Source organism: Treponema bryantii NK4A124 (assembly GCF_000421345.1).
GTDB classification, from domain to species: Bacteria; Spirochaetota; Spirochaetia; order Treponematales; family Treponemataceae; genus Treponema_D; species Treponema_D bryantii_B.
Genome location: NZ_ATWV01000008.1, coordinates 125,304 through 141,046, shown reverse-complemented (window position 1 = coordinate 141,046; position 15,743 = coordinate 125,304). Strand labels below are relative to the sequence as shown.

Below are 15,743 nucleotides of genomic sequence, written 5' to 3'. Positions count from 1 at the left end.
TTTTTTTTCGAGAGTTTTTTTTTACTAAATATATGCGGTAATATTACCGCATATATTTGACAAGTGTAATATTATGATTTATAATCTTCTTTGCAAAAGGAGTAATACTTGTGCCTGGTAAACTCAATTCATTGAAATGCTTTTGTGAACATTGTAATGTAATGGCCGACTATGATGTTGTAAAAAAAACAGAATTATTCCCGGTATATGGAGAGCAGGTGGAAATACAGGCTTCTGTGGCTGTATGTAAAAACTGTGGAACCGAGTTATTTAATGAAGAACTTGATTCTAAAAATCTTTTAATGGCTCAGAATCTGTATAGAAAGAAACATAAATTACTGACAGCTAAACAAATAATTGAAATACGAGAACAATATGGTTTAAGTCAGCGTGCCTTTGCAAAACTTCTTGACTGGGGAGATAAAACTATTCGCCGATACGAGGCTGGTTCTGTGCAAAGTCGAGCACACAATAGTCTTTTATTGTTTCTGCAGCATCCTCAGAATATGAGTGAGTTTTTAAAACAAAACGAGATTATGCTTGATGAAAATCAATTAAAAAACTTGAAGCAGCGTATTGCCTTACTGAATAATGATAATTCAGACGATTTTGATTATGGTTATATTTCTACTCTCTTTCCTGCTGAATTGTCATTGGATAATGGTTATAAAGAGTTCGATTTTGACAAGTTCGCCTCATGTGTCTTGTATTTTATTGATAAGCTACCTGAACTGCTTATTGTAAAATTAAATAAACTCCTTAATTATACAGATATGCTTTTTTTCAAGCAGAACGGGGTTTCGCTGACAGGAACGCGTTATGTGCATCTTCCGTATGGTCCGGTTCCAGATCAATATTCAATTTTATATGGAATGCTGGAAAAAAGAGGAATTGTTGTTTCTGAGTTTGAACAGCTCGAGAATGGTTACGAGAAGCATGTTCTTAAGGCTGGAAAATCTACTATTGAGTCTATGCTTACTCCGCAGGAGTTGGCTGTTCTGGATGAGGTCTTAAAAAAGTTTGCTTTATTCGGATCTAAACAGATTGCAGACTATTCGCATAATGAGCGAGGCTATAAAGAAACAAAACAAGGTGATATTATTTCCTATGCTTATGCAGAATTTATTGAGTGGTAATTTGAAATGAAAACTCTTCTTGTATCTTTTAAAAACTTTATAAAACGTGAGCCTGTATTGTTTGCGGCTTTGCTGCTGGCGGTGGGGGCGGTGTGCCTGCTGCGGCCTGGGGTGGAGCTTTGTCTGCAGGCGATTGATTTTCGGACCCTGGCTATTTTGTTTTCGCTGATGATTGTGATTAAGGCTTTTCAGAGTCAGAACTTTCTGGACTTTGTGGCGGCCAGGCTTTTGAGGCTTTGCAAGACCCGGCGCTCCCTTTATTTTCTTTTGACTTACCTGGTCTTTTTCAGCTCTATGTTTGTTACAAACGATGTGGCGCTTTTGACCTTTGTACCAATCTCTCTTTTGATTTTTAAGCGGATTAATCTGCCGGCTCTGCACATTGTTGTGCTGGAAACTCTGGCGGCGAATCTTGGCTCCTGCATCACTCCTATGGGGAATCCGCAGAATCTCTACCTTTTTTCTTACTATGGTTTTGGGGCACTTGAGTTTTTTGCTTTGACGGCTAAGATTGCAGTTCCGGCCTTTTTGCTTTTGACTGCTATTGTCCTCTTTTTGACAAGGCGGCGGCTTGCGGACCATGGTGGCTATGAGCAGCCTCAGACTCTTGCGGGCAATGTGCTGCAGTCTCAGGTTGTGCGGCTTAAAGTTGATTTTCGTACCGTCTTTTATGTTGCCGATTTTGTCCTCTGTCTGCTGGCGGTTTTTCACACGGTAAATTATCTGATTATGCTGTGCGCAACTGTTGTCGTGATGGCTTTTTGTAACTGGCGCCTTTTTAAAAAAGTTGATTACAGTCTGCTTTTGACCTTTGTGGGCTTTTTCATTTTTACGAAGACGCTTTCTACGGTGCCGGCCTTTTCTGATTTTATAAAATCCCTGCTGTCGTCGCCGCTTAAGACTTACCTTACCGGCATTGCTGCCAGCCAGATTATAAGCAACGTGCCGGCCGCCCTGCTGCTCAGTGGCTTTACAGATAACGGCGCCATGCTGCTGCTGGCCGTGAACGTGGGCGGCCTTGGCACTTTGATTGCAAGCATGGCAAGTGTGATTTCCTTTAAGCTCTACAGCGCAGAGGCTGCGGTGGTTGAGTGCCCGCAAGGCGGGCGTATCGAAACCACCGGCCGGCACGGCCATAGCTACTTCGCCGTCTTCACCGCCTACAACGTGGTGCTGCTGGCGGTGCTGGGCATTATTGTTTATCTGCTTTAAACCTGAACCACTTAAAGTCGAAGTTGCTGCCTGGCAGGAAGACGAAGCTGATTTTCTGGCGGCCGGTTATCGGGGCCAGCGCGAAGGTCTTTTCTTCGTAGCCGTTTGTGTGGGCGAACTCGATTACCTGGGTTGTGCTTGAACCGTCCTCGGCAAAGAACTTGATGTTGATTGTGTTGTTCTCTGTGTTGGACTTGCCGCAGATTGTGATGGAGGTTGCCTTGCCTGGAACCCCGTCTGCTGTCCCGTCGGCTCCCGCGCTAAAATCCATGTCCGAAAAATCAAGATTTACGTTATTGCCGATTCCTTCTACTGCATCTGCTGTGCGGGTAAAGGTGTCGCCGGCAATCAGGTTTGCGTCCAGGGCACGAAGCTTTGCATAAGCCTTTGGCGTCTTGTCAAAATAGAAGCCGTGCAGGTAGAGGTCTGTCTCAAAGCTGATTGTGATTGTATGTACTCCGAAAAGCCGGTGCTTTAGCGTAAAGACATTTTCGCTGTAGGTGTTATAAATTGATTCGTGGCGGTAGGTGAAGCTGCCGAGATTTTCAGATGCCTCCTTGCTGCCGTTAGCCTCCCCGATGCCTTCGCCGTCCCATATCTTAATCTCCAGTTTCGTAGCAAAACTGAAAATCGGCAGATGGATTGTGTCGGCTCCGTCTACCCCAAAATCAACCTTATCAAAGCTTACCCAGGTAGGGCCGCATTTGCGGTTAGAGATTCCGCTTTCGAGTGACATTTCAGGCTTTGCTTTGCCACTCGTCTGGTCCCAGCCTGTGAAGCGGCAGGCTTCTATCAGCTGATATGGATTAAGGCGGCAGCTGCCGATTCCGCTCACAGTAAAGGGTAGGTCGCTGATTACTTCGTCGTACTTTGTGCCGTTCTGGGCTGTGCAGCGGAGAATGCATTCGCCGTCGCCGGCGGCGGTGATGGTGCGGGTAGCGGAGGTGGTTTCGATACGCCCGCTTTGCGGGCACTCAACCACCGCATGTTCGTCCGCAACCACCGGACTTACTGTGATGTTATCGCTGGAAATACATTCCTTAAAAACAGGGTTCCAGCTGATTTCTTTTATGCTTGCGTTTTCCGGCAGCACCTTTGCGGTAACATGGATCTGGCGGTTAGCGGCGTCTAACTTTGTGGAGCCGTTTGCAATCAGTTCTATTTTGCGGGTTGGAACAAAATCTTTTTCCGGCCTGATTGCAAGATATGGTGCAACTTCGCTCCATTTTTCCTGGCCTTCTGGGGTACTGCCGTTGTACTTAATTGAAACATTCGGCAGGCCTGCGCTGGCCGCGGTTACTACAAATGAAGAGGACTTTTTCTTGCTACGCACAATCGCAATCAGTCTGTTTGCAAAAAGCCTTCTTGTGTGGCTGCGGCTTCCTTCTGGTTTGTATTCTTCGTAATCGGTTGAGTCGCCGTTATCCATGCCTAACAATTCTGCGTCGCCGGCTACGTTAATTGTGATGTAGTTGCGGGCGTTTTCTACCAGGGTGCCGGCGGCGTCGGCAGTCATGACTTGGATGAAATGGATTGCTTCGTCTCCGTCATTGCGAGGAGCGGAGCGACGTGGCAATCCATTGTTATAGTCAATCTCAGGTCTCAAAAGTATCTGCGCAGGGTCGCCAAAAGACCTCTTCACATCTTCTGCAATCACATTTCCATCCGCATCATAAGCCACGGCACGAATCTCTCCTTTGTGATATTCGAGCTGCCACTGGCCAAAGGGCGTCTCTCCGTTCTTGTGATTTATCTCCTGTCTTCCTAACGAACGTTCGTTAAAAAAGAGTTCCACAGAATTTGCGTTAGTATAAGCCTTTACATCAATCAGCTGACCTTCATTCCAGTCCCAGTAAGGGAGCAGGTGTACAAATGGCGCAACGCTTTTTCCTGCCCACTCAGACTTATATAAAAAGTATGTGTCCTTTGGAAATCCTGCTGTATCAATCTGACCAAAGAAAGAAGACTTTGTGTGATAAGGTGTAGGCTCACCGATGTAGTCCCAGCCGGTCCAGATAAACTGGCCTGCGCTGAAAGGACAGTCGCGGTCGTTTGCAATTACGGTCTGTGTGTTCTTGCAGCCCCATGGGGTAGTGCAGTTTCCGAGTGTAGAGCACTGGCCGTCGCTGAAGGTTACCAGCTGCAGTGAATCCGGAAAGTGATAGATTCCCCGGCTCTGTACTGTTGAACCGGTTTCGCTTCCGTAAATCTTCCAGGTTGGATATTTTTTGTGATGCTCATCGTAAAGGCGCTCCAGATAATTGTAGCCAACCACATCAATATTTTCTGCGCATTTCTGCGCCCCATCCGTCATCATATAATTTGAAGCGATTGTGATCTGTGCGTTCTTGTTTGGGTCGTGCTTTTCCACTGCCGCATAAAGTCGTTTTGTAATTTCAAGACCATTACCCATGTGGGTGTCGTAAATCTCGTTTCCAACAGACCACATAATAAGGCTTGGATGATTCCTGTCGCGGCGTACCCAGTTGGCCACATCCCGCTCGCACCAGTCGTTAAAGTAGTTGCCGTAATCAAACTGAGTTTTCGGCTTTTCCCACATATCAAAAATCTCGTCATCTACGAGAAGCCCCATTTCGTCGCAAAGGTCCAGCCAGGCCTGTGGTGGCGGATTATGTGAGCACCGTACTGCATTTACGCCCATCTCTTTAAGCTTTGTAAACTGACGGCGCAGGGCTGCGGCATTAAAGGCGGCTCCCAGAGCTCCGTGATCGTGGTGGTGACAGGCTCCCTGGATTTTTACATGGCGGCCGTTGAGGAAAAAGCCCTCGCTGGCTGTGAACACGGCATGCTTAAAGCCGCAGTGCTGGCTGATTTCGTCGAGCAGGGTGCCATCCGCCGCAAGCAATCTGGTGGTGAGAATATAATAATTTGGCGAGCTGATGTCCCAGAGGGTAGGGGCCTTTACTGTGTACTCGCCGTCGCCGGAGAAGGTGGCGAAGACAGTACCGTCGGGCCTGGTAAGGGTATGCTTTACTGTTATGTCGTCTCTTGTCATCCTCGGGCTTGACCCGGGGATCTTGGCATCACTGGTATGTCTGGATTGTCGGGTCGAGCCCGACAATGACACAGCGTCGCCGGTGGTTTCGATACACTCGCTGCGCGAGCACTCAACCACCGCGTGGTCTGTGATGCCGGTGGTTGAGTAGTCCGAAGGACGTATCGAAACCACCTCAGAACTCAAAGAAATCTTCCACTCGCCATCAAGCCGACTCTCGTCACAAGGCACCGCGCTAAAGTAAACTCCATCGCTAACCAGGTGCTGGGCCGGGCAATTAATCAGCTTTACATCGCGGAAGATTCCCGCTCCCGAATACCACCTTGTATTACAGTGCTGGTAAACAGCAATCACAAGAACCTCGTTCTGCCCCGCCTTTACCAGCGAACTTATATCAAACTCAAAAGCCGAATATCCGTATTTCCATTCTCCCGCTTTTTTGCCATTAACCCAGACGGCGCTATTCATGTAAACGCCTTCAAAGGCCAGTGCGATGTAGCGGCCGGAAACCTCGGAGCCGCCCCCCTCGGCGATGTCACCATCTTTAATGTCAAAACTCTTCTTATAAAAGCCCACGCTGTTTTTGTACAAATCCTGCACATGATAAATCTGCCAGTCGTGTGGCACCTTTACCGGCCTGTAAGCCTGGGCATCAGCTTCTTTCAAAAACTGGTCAGGAGTAAAAAGAACAGGCATCTTAGAAGCCCCATCCTCGCCAGTTTTAAACATTGTGTTTTCATCAAGAGCCAGCTCCGCAAAGGTCCAGCCGTCATTAAAAAGAGTTCTCATAATCAAAAAGTATAATATGGAAATCAGCGTCTGTGAATAAGAAAAACAGCCGATGGCGGGGCGGCAAAACGGCGATGCTATGAAGCCGAGGCTAAATCAACTGATTATTCGTAAATATAAAAGCGATTGTCAGGATCTGCCTTGGCTTCGTAGAGGGCAATATCAGCTTTTTTAAAAAGTTCGGAATAATTTTTTTCTTCGCCCCGGTAGATTGCAATGCCAATACTAAGGCTCACTTTTTCATCAGTTTTGCCAATGTTAATATTTTCTGAAGCACCGCGGACAATTTCATCAGCAAGCTTTACTGCAGCCCTTTCATCATCAGTATTTTTTACAACCAGAATAAACTCGTCGCCGCCAAAACGGCCTAGAATCTCGTCGCTCTTTACTTTGCTGTGAAGATAATTTCCCAGTTGAATAATAACGCAGTCGCCTACATCATGTCCCCAGGTATCGTTAATAGCCTTAAAGCGGTCAATATCCATCATAAACATAAAGCCCTTGCTGCAGGTCTTATCTGCGAGAAAGCTGTTTATTTCACGTGTAATAGCACCCTTGTTTTTGAGGCCGGTCATATCATCTGTATCTTTCTGGATATTGATTTCGCGGGTCAGAATAAATTCGCGGATGCGGATAGAGTTTGCAATGATGTTGAGGAAAGTTCCGACAATCGTAAAAATACTTACATTTACCAGATCTGTGGCCCAGATGTTGTGTGGTTTTACTCCATGCATCCAGGTCAGGTAAACCAGGGCTGCCATAACAAGCTCAATCGTCATCCAGAAGGGCTTGTCTATCATAAAAATAGGGGTAATCAGCAGGAGAACAATAAAGGTAGTGCCCGGTGCAGTTGGATTGTTCTTGGTAAGAAGACAGCTGAAAATAAAAAGCAGCGAAATTGAAACATAAATTAAAATCTGAGGCCAGATGGAATCTTTTTCAAAAAAATAGAAAAAAGAAATTGCCAGTATTGAATAAAAAAATACACCGAAATACAGAGCCCGGTTAAAGCTGATAAAATCAATGAGAATAGAGGCAAAGAAGAGAAGTCCAAAAACAACAGCCATAAAAATATGCAGGCTGCGCCAGGTTACGAAATTCGAAACATACACATTTTTTTTCACAGCATTGTATTCTTCCTTTTCAATGCCGCAGTAGAAAAAGTAATTGTGTATGATTCTGAAAAATTGTCGCATTCTTCTATTATATCATGATTTTTTTTCAAGTAAAACGTTTTTATTCAATTATGAAAAATGTAAATACAATTTAATTGTATACAATCTATTGACACTCTTCTAACTTGTCACTATACTCCAAAACGACTGGTCAGAAAAATGCTAGAGTAATAGCATAAAATTTGTTACAATTGGAGTATCCTATGGAAAACTTAGAAACTGAAAAATTCGATTATGTTGTAATTGGTGCGGGTTGTGCGGGCCTTGCTTCGGCTCAGTATGCTGCCCGCGGCGGACTTTCTGTTCTCGTGCTTGATGTAGCAGGTGCCGGCGGACAGGTACTCCAGATTTCTGAACTGGAAAATTATCCCGGAGTTTTTCCTGCTGTAGATGGCGCTACATATATGATGACTATGCAGAAGCAGGCAGAAGCCTTTGGTGCAAAAGTTATTCAGGCTCAGGTTCTTTCTATAGATAAGACTGGCGGCAGCTTTATGATTAAAACTAAGAAAGCCGCTTATGAGGCAACCTGCCTTTGTCTTGCAACAGGTGCCATTCACCGCAACCTCGAAGTTCCAGGCGAAAAGGAATTTTCCGGCCGCGGCGTTTCTTACTGTGCTACCTGCGATGGTCCTTTCTTCCGTAACAAAAAAATTGTAGTTGTAGGTGGAGGTGATTCTGCCTGCAGCGAAGCTATTTATCTTTCAACCCTTTCAAGTGATGTAAGCATTATTCACAGACGCAACAAGTTCCGTGCTCAGCAGGCCGTAATTGATAAGATGCTGGCTGCCGGTGTTAAGCCTGTATATGACTCTGTTGTTAAAGAGATTAAGGGTGGAGCAAAGGTAGAATCAGTTATCGTAGAAAATGTGAAAACCGGCGAACAGACTGAGCTTACTACAGATGCAGTTTTCATCTTTACAGGAATGCTTCCTCAGACAGACCTTGTTGATATGCTTCCTAAAGATCCTGCCGGCTATATTCTTACAGACGAAAATATGGAAACTTCAGTGCCAGGCCTTTTTGCCGCCGGTGATGTTCGCAGCAAGCCTTTCCGCCAGGTTGTTACTGCAGTTTCAGATGGAGCAATCGCTGCTCACATAGCAAGCGAAAGAATCAGAAATGCTTAAACGTCTTCCTGCCTTACTTCTTGCTGCTGCACTTTCTGCCTCTTCTTTTCTCTGGTCCCAGGTGGCTCAGAACACTGTTAACTTCTGGAGCAAGCTTCCTAACGACGAGCTTGCCCAGCGCATTAGCGACGAAATGACAGACGCCGAGCTCCTTTCCCAGACCTTTATGTTTGGCTGGGCCGGTGCAGAACCTCCCGAGCTTTTGTACCAGTGGGTAGAGCGGGGCCTTGGCAGCGTAAAAGTTTTTGGCTGGAATACCGACGATATTTACCTTGTTGCAAAATCTATTTCCGGCTTGCAGAAGCAGGCTGCCGAGGGACGTTTTCAGATTCCTCTTTTTGTTGCAACAGACCAGGAAGGTGGCTGGATTCGCCACGTTAAGGGTGACACTTCCATTACTCCGGGAAACATGGCAATTGGTGCCGGCGGCTACCCGGTAGATTCCTGGAAGACTGCCTATTACATCAGCCGCGAAATTAAGGCGCTTGGAATCAACATGAACTTTGCGCCTACCGTAGACCTTTTTACAGATCACGATTCTTCTATTATAGGTACGCGTTCTTTTGGTGATGATCCTGATAAAACCGGTGTGCTTGGGGCTGCCTTTGTTTCGGGTTCTGAGGCTGCAGGCGTGCTTTCTACCGCAAAGCACTTTCCCGGCCATGGCGATACCAGCCTGGACTCTCACGGCAAGCTTCCTGTAATCAATATTGATTTTGACACTTTTAAGAACCGCGAGCTTACTCCTTACCTCTACCTCATAAAAGAAAAGGTACCGGCAATTATGTCGGGCCATCTCAGCTTCCCTCTGATTGAAACTTCAGGAGCTCCGGCTTCGCTTTCATATTACTTTCTCACAGACCTGCTTAGGAATCAGCTTGGTTATCAGGGCCTTATTATAACTGATGATATGATGATGGTTGGTGCCACCGTTTATGCGGGCACTATGTCTAATTCCTTTAAGATGGCTCTTGAGGCCGGTAACGACATTATTCTTTCTTCTACTACTGCAAAATTGAACGAAGCTCTCTGGTATAAAAACCTTGAGCTGATGACTCTTGATGGAAGTTTCCGCGACCGTGTTAAGGATGCGGCCCGCCGTGTTATTAAAGCAAAGCTTGATTATTTTAAGAGCGGCAATGCAGCTCCTCTTTATCCGGATGCTGATGCAATTGATTCTCACATTCCGGACCGCGAAGGCGAAAAATTTTTCCTGGAACAGGCCTGCCGGTCTGTGACTGTAGAAAAGCAGGGCAGCCTGCCGCTGACCGCTGATAAAGCCGGCCGCGTCTTACTGATGGGCTCGCTCACCAGTTTCTTCAAAGCGGGCCACCAGCGCTATCCGGGCGCCGGCGAATTCCATTACACTTACGAAACGGGTCCTAACGAAACCCAGTGGGTTTTAGACAACCTGCCGTCTGTTGCTCCGGGATACGACACTATCATAATCTGTGTTTCCAGTGAAAATCATGTGAAGATTGCGGAATATTTTAAGGGGTCTGGCAAGCGGGTAGTGATTCTCTGCAATATGACACCGACCCTGACCGAGCGCCTGCAGTGGGCAGACTCAATTCTTTTGGGCTACAGCTGGCGCTGCGACTATTCTCTTAAAGCAATGTTAGGCGCCGTTAACGGCGAGTTCGTACCGCAGGGCACAAAGCCGTATAATTAGCAGGTGGTTTCGATACGCCCTTCGGGCTACTCAACCATCGTACTGCGATGCGGTGGTTGAGTGATGCGAAGCATCGTATCGAAACCACCGTTATTCAAAAGTTGGAATCTCTCTAATCTTATTATACTTAGCGTCGTAGCTATGACTATTAGGCCGAATCCCCAGAATCCGCTCGTTTTCCGCCTGCAGCTGAAACTTAATCATCTGCTTAAAGGCGTTCATCATGGGCTCGGGATCTACGCTGGCATCGCACAGGCCGGCACTCTGCAGCTCTTTAATCAGATAATAACAGGATTCAACTGTAGAAATATATTCGGGGCGCGGTTCGTGCTTAAAGGTAAAAATGGAACGGTAGTCGCCGTAAAACGACAACCGTGGCAGCTTAAGCAAAAAAGGATTATGCTCAATCAATTTTCGGGCACAAAACCAGGTGGAGTCCAAAATCAAAACCAGCAGTTTTTTGCCGGCCAGTGCCTGGCCAAAGCCTTCCCGTTTAGCCGTCCACGCATCTTCTCCGGGGTACATCATCACCGGAAAATACTGAGGGTCTGCCAGAAGCTCCTGAAGTCTTTTGTTATGTTCAAACTCAAAGCCTACAAGAATCTCTGCGTCTTTAAGGGAAATCTTTGCAATGTGACCGGTTCCAGTTCTCTGTCTTTTTGCTTCCTTATGGTGCATCAAAAGCACAAACTTAATGCCCGGGTCAATCTCCTTTGTGTAGGAGCAGAGGCAGGCTGATTTTGGCTTGAAGCATTTGTAACACATTTCACTCATTTTAAGCCAATCCATTCTGCAATTTCTTCTGCAGTTTTTTCCTGCTGCTCGTCCGGAGTAATTTCCGACATGTAGTCTCCCTTCTGAGCTCCGTAGCTTGCAAACTGAGCATGGTTTCCGCCTTCGATTATAATTTCTGTAAGTCCCTTGCCAACAGCAGGCAGGTTTCTGCGGTATTTCTGATAATGTGATTTATTCAAAACCCCGTCATTGCTGCCGTAAATCGAAAGTACCTTGAGTTTTTCTTCGGAGATGTCGTGAGTTGAATAAGCGGCCAGAAGAATCAGTCCTTCAAAATCTTCCTCATGACGAGAAATATAAGATGCTGCCATTGCACCGCCCAGGGAGTGGCCGGCCATGTACCATCTATCAATCTGCGGATAAAGCTTCATATACCTTCCCGCTGCTCCAAAATCAAAAAAAGCAAAATCAAAAGGCATTTTTACAAGAATGCAGAAGGCTCCCTTGCGGGCAAGTTTTTCCATAAGGGGGAGGTAGGCCTGATATTCAACCAGTCCGCCCGGATAAAAGATGATTCCGGGGGTGTCGGTGATTTCTTCCGGCATTACTACAAAAAATGAATCTCCTTCTATATAAGTAACGCCATTTTCATTTTGATTTATGAATTTTGCAACTTCAAAAGCAGCCGGGTAACTTTTGCAGGCGGAAAGTGTTATTGTAAAAAAAAGGACGGCAAAAAAAGCCGCCAGAGCCGAATGTTTCATTTCTTCTATTATAGTATATGTTGACAAAAAATTCTATAATGTCATAATATACTGAACACACGGAGAACAAAAAGGGGTGGCACATGAATTTTGCCCATGAATATATAAAGGATTACAGAGAGTATACTTCTTATGAGGATCTTAAGGCTAATTGCCGCCTTCAGGCTCCAGAAAACTTCAACTTTGCCTATGACATTGTAGACCGCTATGCCCGCGAATGTCCGGATAAGCGCGCTCTTGTATGGATTGATGATAATTCAAATGAGGCAAAGGTTTTTACCTTCGCTGATATTTCCCGCGAATCAAAGCGTGCCGCTTACTGGCTTACCCTCAAGGGAATCAAAAAGGGCGACATGGTTATGCTTATGCTGCGCCGCCGTTACGAGTGGTGGTTCCTTTTGCCTGCCCTTCACAGAATTGGTGCAGTTGCAATTGCCGCTTCTGACCAGCTTTTAAAATCTGATATTGAATACCGAACAAATGCTGCAGACGTTAAGATGATTATTTCTTACGATAATCCACACGTTCAGGAAGAAATTGAAAAGGCTATGGTAAAGTCTCCTACTGTAAAATATCTTGTTACTGTAGGTCCTGACCGCACCGGCTGGATTAACTTCCATAAAGAATACGAACAGATTGATCCTGAGTTCCCTCGCCCTGTAGGAGAGGCTGCAACTCATAATTCAGATCCTATGCTCATGTATTTTACATCAGGTACTTCGGGCTATCCTAAAATGGTTCTGCATGATTTTACTTATCCGATCGGTCACATTATTACTGCCAAGTACTGGCACGGTGTTGTTGATGACGGCCTTCACCTTACAATTGCAGAAACCGGATGGGCTAAGGCCAGCTGGGGTAAGATTTACGGTCAGTGGATCTGCGGTACAGCTCAGTTTGTTTACGATATGAACATGCTCAAGCCGGATAAGATGCTGACCCTGATTTCTAAGTACGGTCTTACAACCTTCTGTGCTCCTCCTACAGTTTACCGCTTCCTGGTTCGTCAGGATCTTTCAAAGTATGATTTGAGCAAGTGCCGCCGCTTCTCTACAGCCGGCGAAGCTTTGAATGATGAAGTTTACGACAAGTGGCTGGAGCAGACAGGCAAGCGCATTTACGAAGGCTACGGTCAGTCTGAATCTGCTGTAATCTGCGGAAACTTTATGGACTTTGCAGATTCTCCTGTAAAGCCTGGTTCTATGGGCCGCCCAAGTCCTGCTTACGATGTTGAAATTTTGAATCCTAACGATAAGCCTGTTCCAAACGGAGAAGTGGGTGAGCTTTGCATTCACGTTGATCAGGGCCATCCTTTTGGTCTGCTCACCGGCTATCACAAAGACATTTCTCTTACTGCCGAAGCATTTGACGGCGGTTTCTATCATACAGGTGATAATGTTTACCGCGACGACGACGGCTACATCTGGTTCGTCGGCCGCAAGGATGACATCATTAAATCTTCCGGCTACAGAATCTCTCCTTTTGAGGTTGAATCAATTTTGCAGAAGCATCCGGCTGTAATGGAATGCGCCGTTACCGGTGTTGAAGATGCAAAACGCGGCCAGATTGTAAAGGCAACTATTGTTCTTGTTCCGGCTTATGCAGACAAAGACAAAAAAGAGATGGAAGTTGAAATTTCTACATTCGCAAAAGAAAATACTGCCATGTATAAGATTCCTCGAATTTATGAATTTGTAGATGAACTTCCAAAGACTATAAGTGGAAAAATCCGCCGCGTAGAAATCCGCGAAAAAGACAAGGGTAAAGATCTTGAAAAAATTAAACAGGATTTCTAAGAAGATCCCGAAACAAGTTCGGGATGACAGTTTTCGTGTCATGCTGAACTTGTTTCAGCATCCTATACTTCTCATTTCATTTATCCTCCTTACATCCTGTTCTTTAAAATATTCCGAAACGGTAAAAGCAGAAGACCGTGTTCCGGAATTTGTTTTTGAGGACACAAAAATGATCCGCTACGAAGATATGCAGCCAAGTCTTGAGGTTACTGCCGCAACCCTGGAACAGTATAAAGATACCAACGAAAGCTACGGCAAAGATATCTCCTTTATTTCCTATGATAAAGAAGGCAAGACCGAAACCGAAGGTTCCTGCGGAATCATTTTTGCAGACAGCGGAAAAAAGGTTTACGAACTTTATGATGATATAAATGTTTACAACGTGCCGGAAAAGATGCGCTTTTTTGCAAATGTCCTTAAGTGGGATGGTGCTACAGAACAGCTTACAAGCGGCCGCAGCGATATGGTAAAAATCGAAAAAGATGATACAATAATGAGAGGCAGCGGTTTTTCTGCAAGCGGAATAAGTAAAAAGTTTTCTTTCCGCGGTAATATTACAGGTACTATAGAAACAAACGATGAAAAAGAAGATGCCCCTGTAGAAAATCAGCCTGATGAAAATGGCGAAACCGGCGAAAAAGATAATTTAGAAAATGTTGAATAAAAAATATATTAAAACAGTTTTTACTTCTCTCTTTTTTGTACTTTTTGCGGCCAGTTCTCTTTTTGCCGAAAAAATTGTCTTTTCTGCAAACCGTATGACGGGTCAGGCCGGCAACTCTAACACAACAACAAATCTTTCGGGCAATGCCTATATCAAAACTGAATCTATGGAAATTCAGGCAGATGAAGTTGAGCTTTCGGGAGACAATTACCGCTACATAAAGGCCAGCGGCAGCATTACCGGTAAAAATACAAAGTCTAACATGGATTTTACCTGCGACGCTCTTGAGTACGACCGCACGACAAAAATTGCCATTCTCAAAGGCAACGTTAAACTTGATGATAAGGATAATGATGTAAGGGCTGAATCTCAGATTATCGAATATAATCAGGATACTGAAATTGCAATTCTTCAGATTCAGATTCGTCTTACACAAAAAGACAATATTTGTTCCGGCTCTTACGCAATTTACTATAAAAACACACAGATGCTGGAGCTTTCGGGCAACGCTCAGGTTAGACAGAAGGAAGATGTATTCCGTGCCCAGAACATTACTCTGGATATGAATACTCAGGATATTACTCTTGGCGGAAACGTGAAGGGTAAGGTAACAGAAACTAAAGAGCCTGAAGAAGAAGCTGCGGAAGGAGAAGAAGCTGCGGACACTGAGGGCCCGGCAGAAGATGCGGCTGCAGAAGATGGCGCCGCAGATTCAGCAGATTCAACTGGTGCAGCAGAGGCTGAGAAAGAGGGGGCAGCAGAATGATGGAAAATACTGATACAGGACACACTCTCCGCGTAACCAGCCTCTACAAACAGTTTGGTCATAAAAAGGTTGTACGTGGTGTTGAATTTTCAATGCAGATGGGTGAGGTTCTGGGCCTTCTTGGACCAAACGGAGCCGGAAAAACAACTACTTTCTATATGGTTGTAGGCTTTTATAAACCTACTGCCGGTGATGTTTTTCTTGATGACCAGTGTTTAACCGGCCTTCCTATGTATAAAAGAGCCCGCCTTGGCATTGCTTACCTGCCGCAGGAGCCTTCTGTATTCCGCAAGTTCACTGTAGAAGAAAATATCTGGTCTATTCTGGAAACCCGCCGTGACCTTACAAAAGAAGAAAAAAAATATCGTCTGGAATCTCTTATAGAAGAGTTTTCTATCGGCCGCATCCGCAAGCAGAAGGCCTTTACTCTTTCCGGTGGTGAGCGCCGTCGTACAGAAATTGCCCGTTCCCTTGCAATGGAGCCAAAATTCCTGCTTCTGGACGAGCCTTTTGCCGGAATTGACCCTATTGCCGTAGCTGATATCAAAAGCATGATACGTCTGCTGGCAAAAAGAGGCATAGGAATCCTTATTACAGACCATAACGTACGCGATACTCTGGAAATTACAGACCGAGCCATTATTGTAAACCAGGGAACAATCATGATTCAGGGCTCAAAACAAGAGATTCTGGACAGTGAAGTAGCCCGCGAGATCTACCTGGGTAAAGATTTCAGTATGTGATTTCGATACGGCCTTCGGCCTACTCAATCACCGGTGGTTGAGTAGCCTGCGAAGCTGGCGTATCGAAACCACATTTTATAGTAGAAAATCAATTTGACATCACTCTCTTCTTATAGTAGAATGGAATCTGAACTATTCTAAAAAT

General features: G+C 45.4%; 12 protein-coding genes. 8 read left to right on the top strand and 4 right to left on the bottom strand.

The genetic code is table 11. From position 1 onward, the window contains the following. Positions 1-110 precede the first annotated feature (110 nt). Together G626_RS0109650 and G626_RS0109645 are read left to right on the top strand one after the other, a co-directional pair. Positions 111-1,136, top strand: coding sequence for a type II TA system antitoxin MqsA family protein (locus G626_RS0109650; protein ID WP_022932582.1), 1,026 nt, complete (start codon positions 111-113; stop codon positions 1,134-1,136). A gap of 6 nt (positions 1,137-1,142) precedes the next feature. Continuing rightward, the gene (locus G626_RS0109645) at positions 1,143-2,348 is read left to right on the top strand and encodes an SLC13 family permease (protein WP_022932581.1); all 1,206 of its coding nucleotides are present in this window, start codon (positions 1,143-1,145) and stop codon (positions 2,346-2,348) included. On the opposite strand, the gene G626_RS0109640 is transcribed toward G626_RS0109645, so the two are convergent. Both G626_RS0109640 and G626_RS0109635 read right to left on the bottom strand, forming a co-directional pair. Then, a complete protein-coding gene (locus tag G626_RS0109640; RefSeq protein WP_022932580.1) occupies positions 2,329-6,153 on the bottom strand; it encodes a glycoside hydrolase family 2 TIM barrel-domain containing protein in 3,825 nt (1,274 codons plus the stop codon). The genes G626_RS0109645 and G626_RS0109640 overlap by 20 nt on opposite strands. A 104-nt stretch (positions 6,154-6,257) precedes the next feature. Then, positions 6,258-7,349: a GGDEF domain-containing protein gene (locus G626_RS0109635; RefSeq protein WP_022932579.1), complete on the bottom strand. Its 1,092-nt coding sequence runs from the start codon at positions 7,347-7,349 to the stop codon at positions 6,258-6,260. Between the two features lie 182 nt (positions 7,350-7,531). Between G626_RS0109635 and trxB the strand changes: the two genes are divergently transcribed. Together trxB and G626_RS0109625 are read left to right on the top strand one after the other, a co-directional pair. Continuing rightward, positions 7,532-8,458 (top strand): thioredoxin-disulfide reductase, encoded by a 927-nt coding sequence (gene trxB, locus G626_RS0109630; RefSeq protein ID WP_022932578.1) that lies wholly within the window; start codon positions 7,532-7,534, stop codon positions 8,456-8,458. Continuing rightward, entirely contained in the window at positions 8,451-10,130 is a 1,680-nt protein-coding gene (locus tag G626_RS0109625) for a glycoside hydrolase family 3 protein (RefSeq protein ID WP_022932577.1), read from the top strand. Before trxB ends, G626_RS0109625 begins: the two co-directional genes overlap by 8 nt. A gap of 90 nt (positions 10,131-10,220) precedes the next feature. Here G626_RS0109625 and G626_RS0109620 read toward each other — a convergent pair whose 3' ends face one another. After that, positions 10,221-10,919, bottom strand: a complete 699-nt coding sequence (locus G626_RS0109620; protein ID WP_231365112.1) for a tRNA-uridine aminocarboxypropyltransferase — start codon at positions 10,917-10,919, stop codon at positions 10,221-10,223. After that, positions 10,901-11,629, bottom strand: a complete 729-nt coding sequence (locus G626_RS16115; RefSeq protein ID WP_022932575.1) for an alpha/beta hydrolase — start codon at positions 11,627-11,629, stop codon at positions 10,901-10,903. The genes G626_RS0109620 and G626_RS16115 overlap by 19 nt, the downstream gene beginning before the upstream one ends. A gap of 83 nt (positions 11,630-11,712) precedes the next feature. Between G626_RS16115 and G626_RS0109610 the strand changes: the two genes are divergently transcribed. Genes G626_RS0109610 through lptB form a run of 4 tightly spaced genes read left to right on the top strand, consistent with a single transcriptional unit; the run spans position 11,713 to position 15,598 of the window. Next, the gene (locus G626_RS0109610) at positions 11,713-13,425 is read left to right on the top strand and encodes an AMP-binding protein (protein WP_022932574.1); all 1,713 of its coding nucleotides are present in this window, start codon (positions 11,713-11,715) and stop codon (positions 13,423-13,425) included. A 40-nt stretch (positions 13,426-13,465) separates the two neighbouring features. Then, positions 13,466-14,089, top strand: a complete 624-nt coding sequence (gene lptC, locus G626_RS0109605) for an LPS export ABC transporter periplasmic protein LptC (protein ID WP_022932573.1) — start codon at positions 13,466-13,468, stop codon at positions 14,087-14,089. Beyond that, complete coding sequence (locus tag G626_RS16110) at positions 14,079-14,855, top strand: LptA/OstA family protein (protein WP_022932572.1); 777 nt, start codon at positions 14,079-14,081, stop codon at positions 14,853-14,855. The genes lptC and G626_RS16110 overlap by 11 nt, the downstream gene beginning before the upstream one ends. Then, positions 14,852-15,598 carry an LPS export ABC transporter ATP-binding protein gene (gene lptB, locus G626_RS0109595; RefSeq protein ID WP_022932571.1) on the top strand — a complete coding sequence of 249 codons (747 nt, stop codon included), beginning with the start codon at positions 14,852-14,854 and terminating at the stop codon, positions 15,596-15,598. The genes G626_RS16110 and lptB overlap by 4 nt, the downstream gene beginning before the upstream one ends. The last annotated feature ends 145 nt before the right edge of the window (positions 15,599-15,743 follow it).

What these genes read in the sequence shown, in the direction of transcription:
- G626_RS16110 (WP_022932572.1), top strand. Translation starts at nt 14,079, where the DNA reads ATGTTGAATAAAAAATATATTAAAACAGTTTTTACTTCTCTCTTTTTT.
- trxB (WP_022932578.1), top strand. Translation starts at nt 7,532, where the DNA reads ATGGAAAACTTAGAAACTGAAAAATTCGATTATGTTGTAATTGGTGCG.
- G626_RS0109610 (WP_022932574.1), top strand. Translation starts at nt 11,713, where the DNA reads ATGAATTTTGCCCATGAATATATAAAGGATTACAGAGAGTATACTTCT.
- lptB (WP_022932571.1), top strand. Translation starts at nt 14,852, where the DNA reads ATGATGGAAAATACTGATACAGGACACACTCTCCGCGTAACCAGCCTC.
- G626_RS0109635 (WP_022932579.1), bottom strand. Translation starts at nt 7,349, where the DNA reads ATGCGACAATTTTTCAGAATCATACACAATTACTTTTTCTACTGCGGC.
- G626_RS0109640 (WP_022932580.1), bottom strand. Translation starts at nt 6,153, where the DNA reads ATGAGAACTCTTTTTAATGACGGCTGGACCTTTGCGGAGCTGGCTCTT.
- lptC (WP_022932573.1), top strand. Translation starts at nt 13,466, where the DNA reads ATGCTGAACTTGTTTCAGCATCCTATACTTCTCATTTCATTTATCCTC.
- G626_RS0109645 (WP_022932581.1), top strand. Translation starts at nt 1,143, where the DNA reads ATGAAAACTCTTCTTGTATCTTTTAAAAACTTTATAAAACGTGAGCCT.
- G626_RS16115 (WP_022932575.1), bottom strand. Translation starts at nt 11,629, where the DNA reads ATGAAACATTCGGCTCTGGCGGCTTTTTTTGCCGTCCTTTTTTTTACA.
- G626_RS0109625 (WP_022932577.1), top strand. Translation starts at nt 8,451, where the DNA reads ATGCTTAAACGTCTTCCTGCCTTACTTCTTGCTGCTGCACTTTCTGCC.
- G626_RS0109620 (WP_231365112.1), bottom strand. Translation starts at nt 10,919, where the DNA reads ATGGATTGGCTTAAAATGAGTGAAATGTGTTACAAATGCTTCAAGCCA.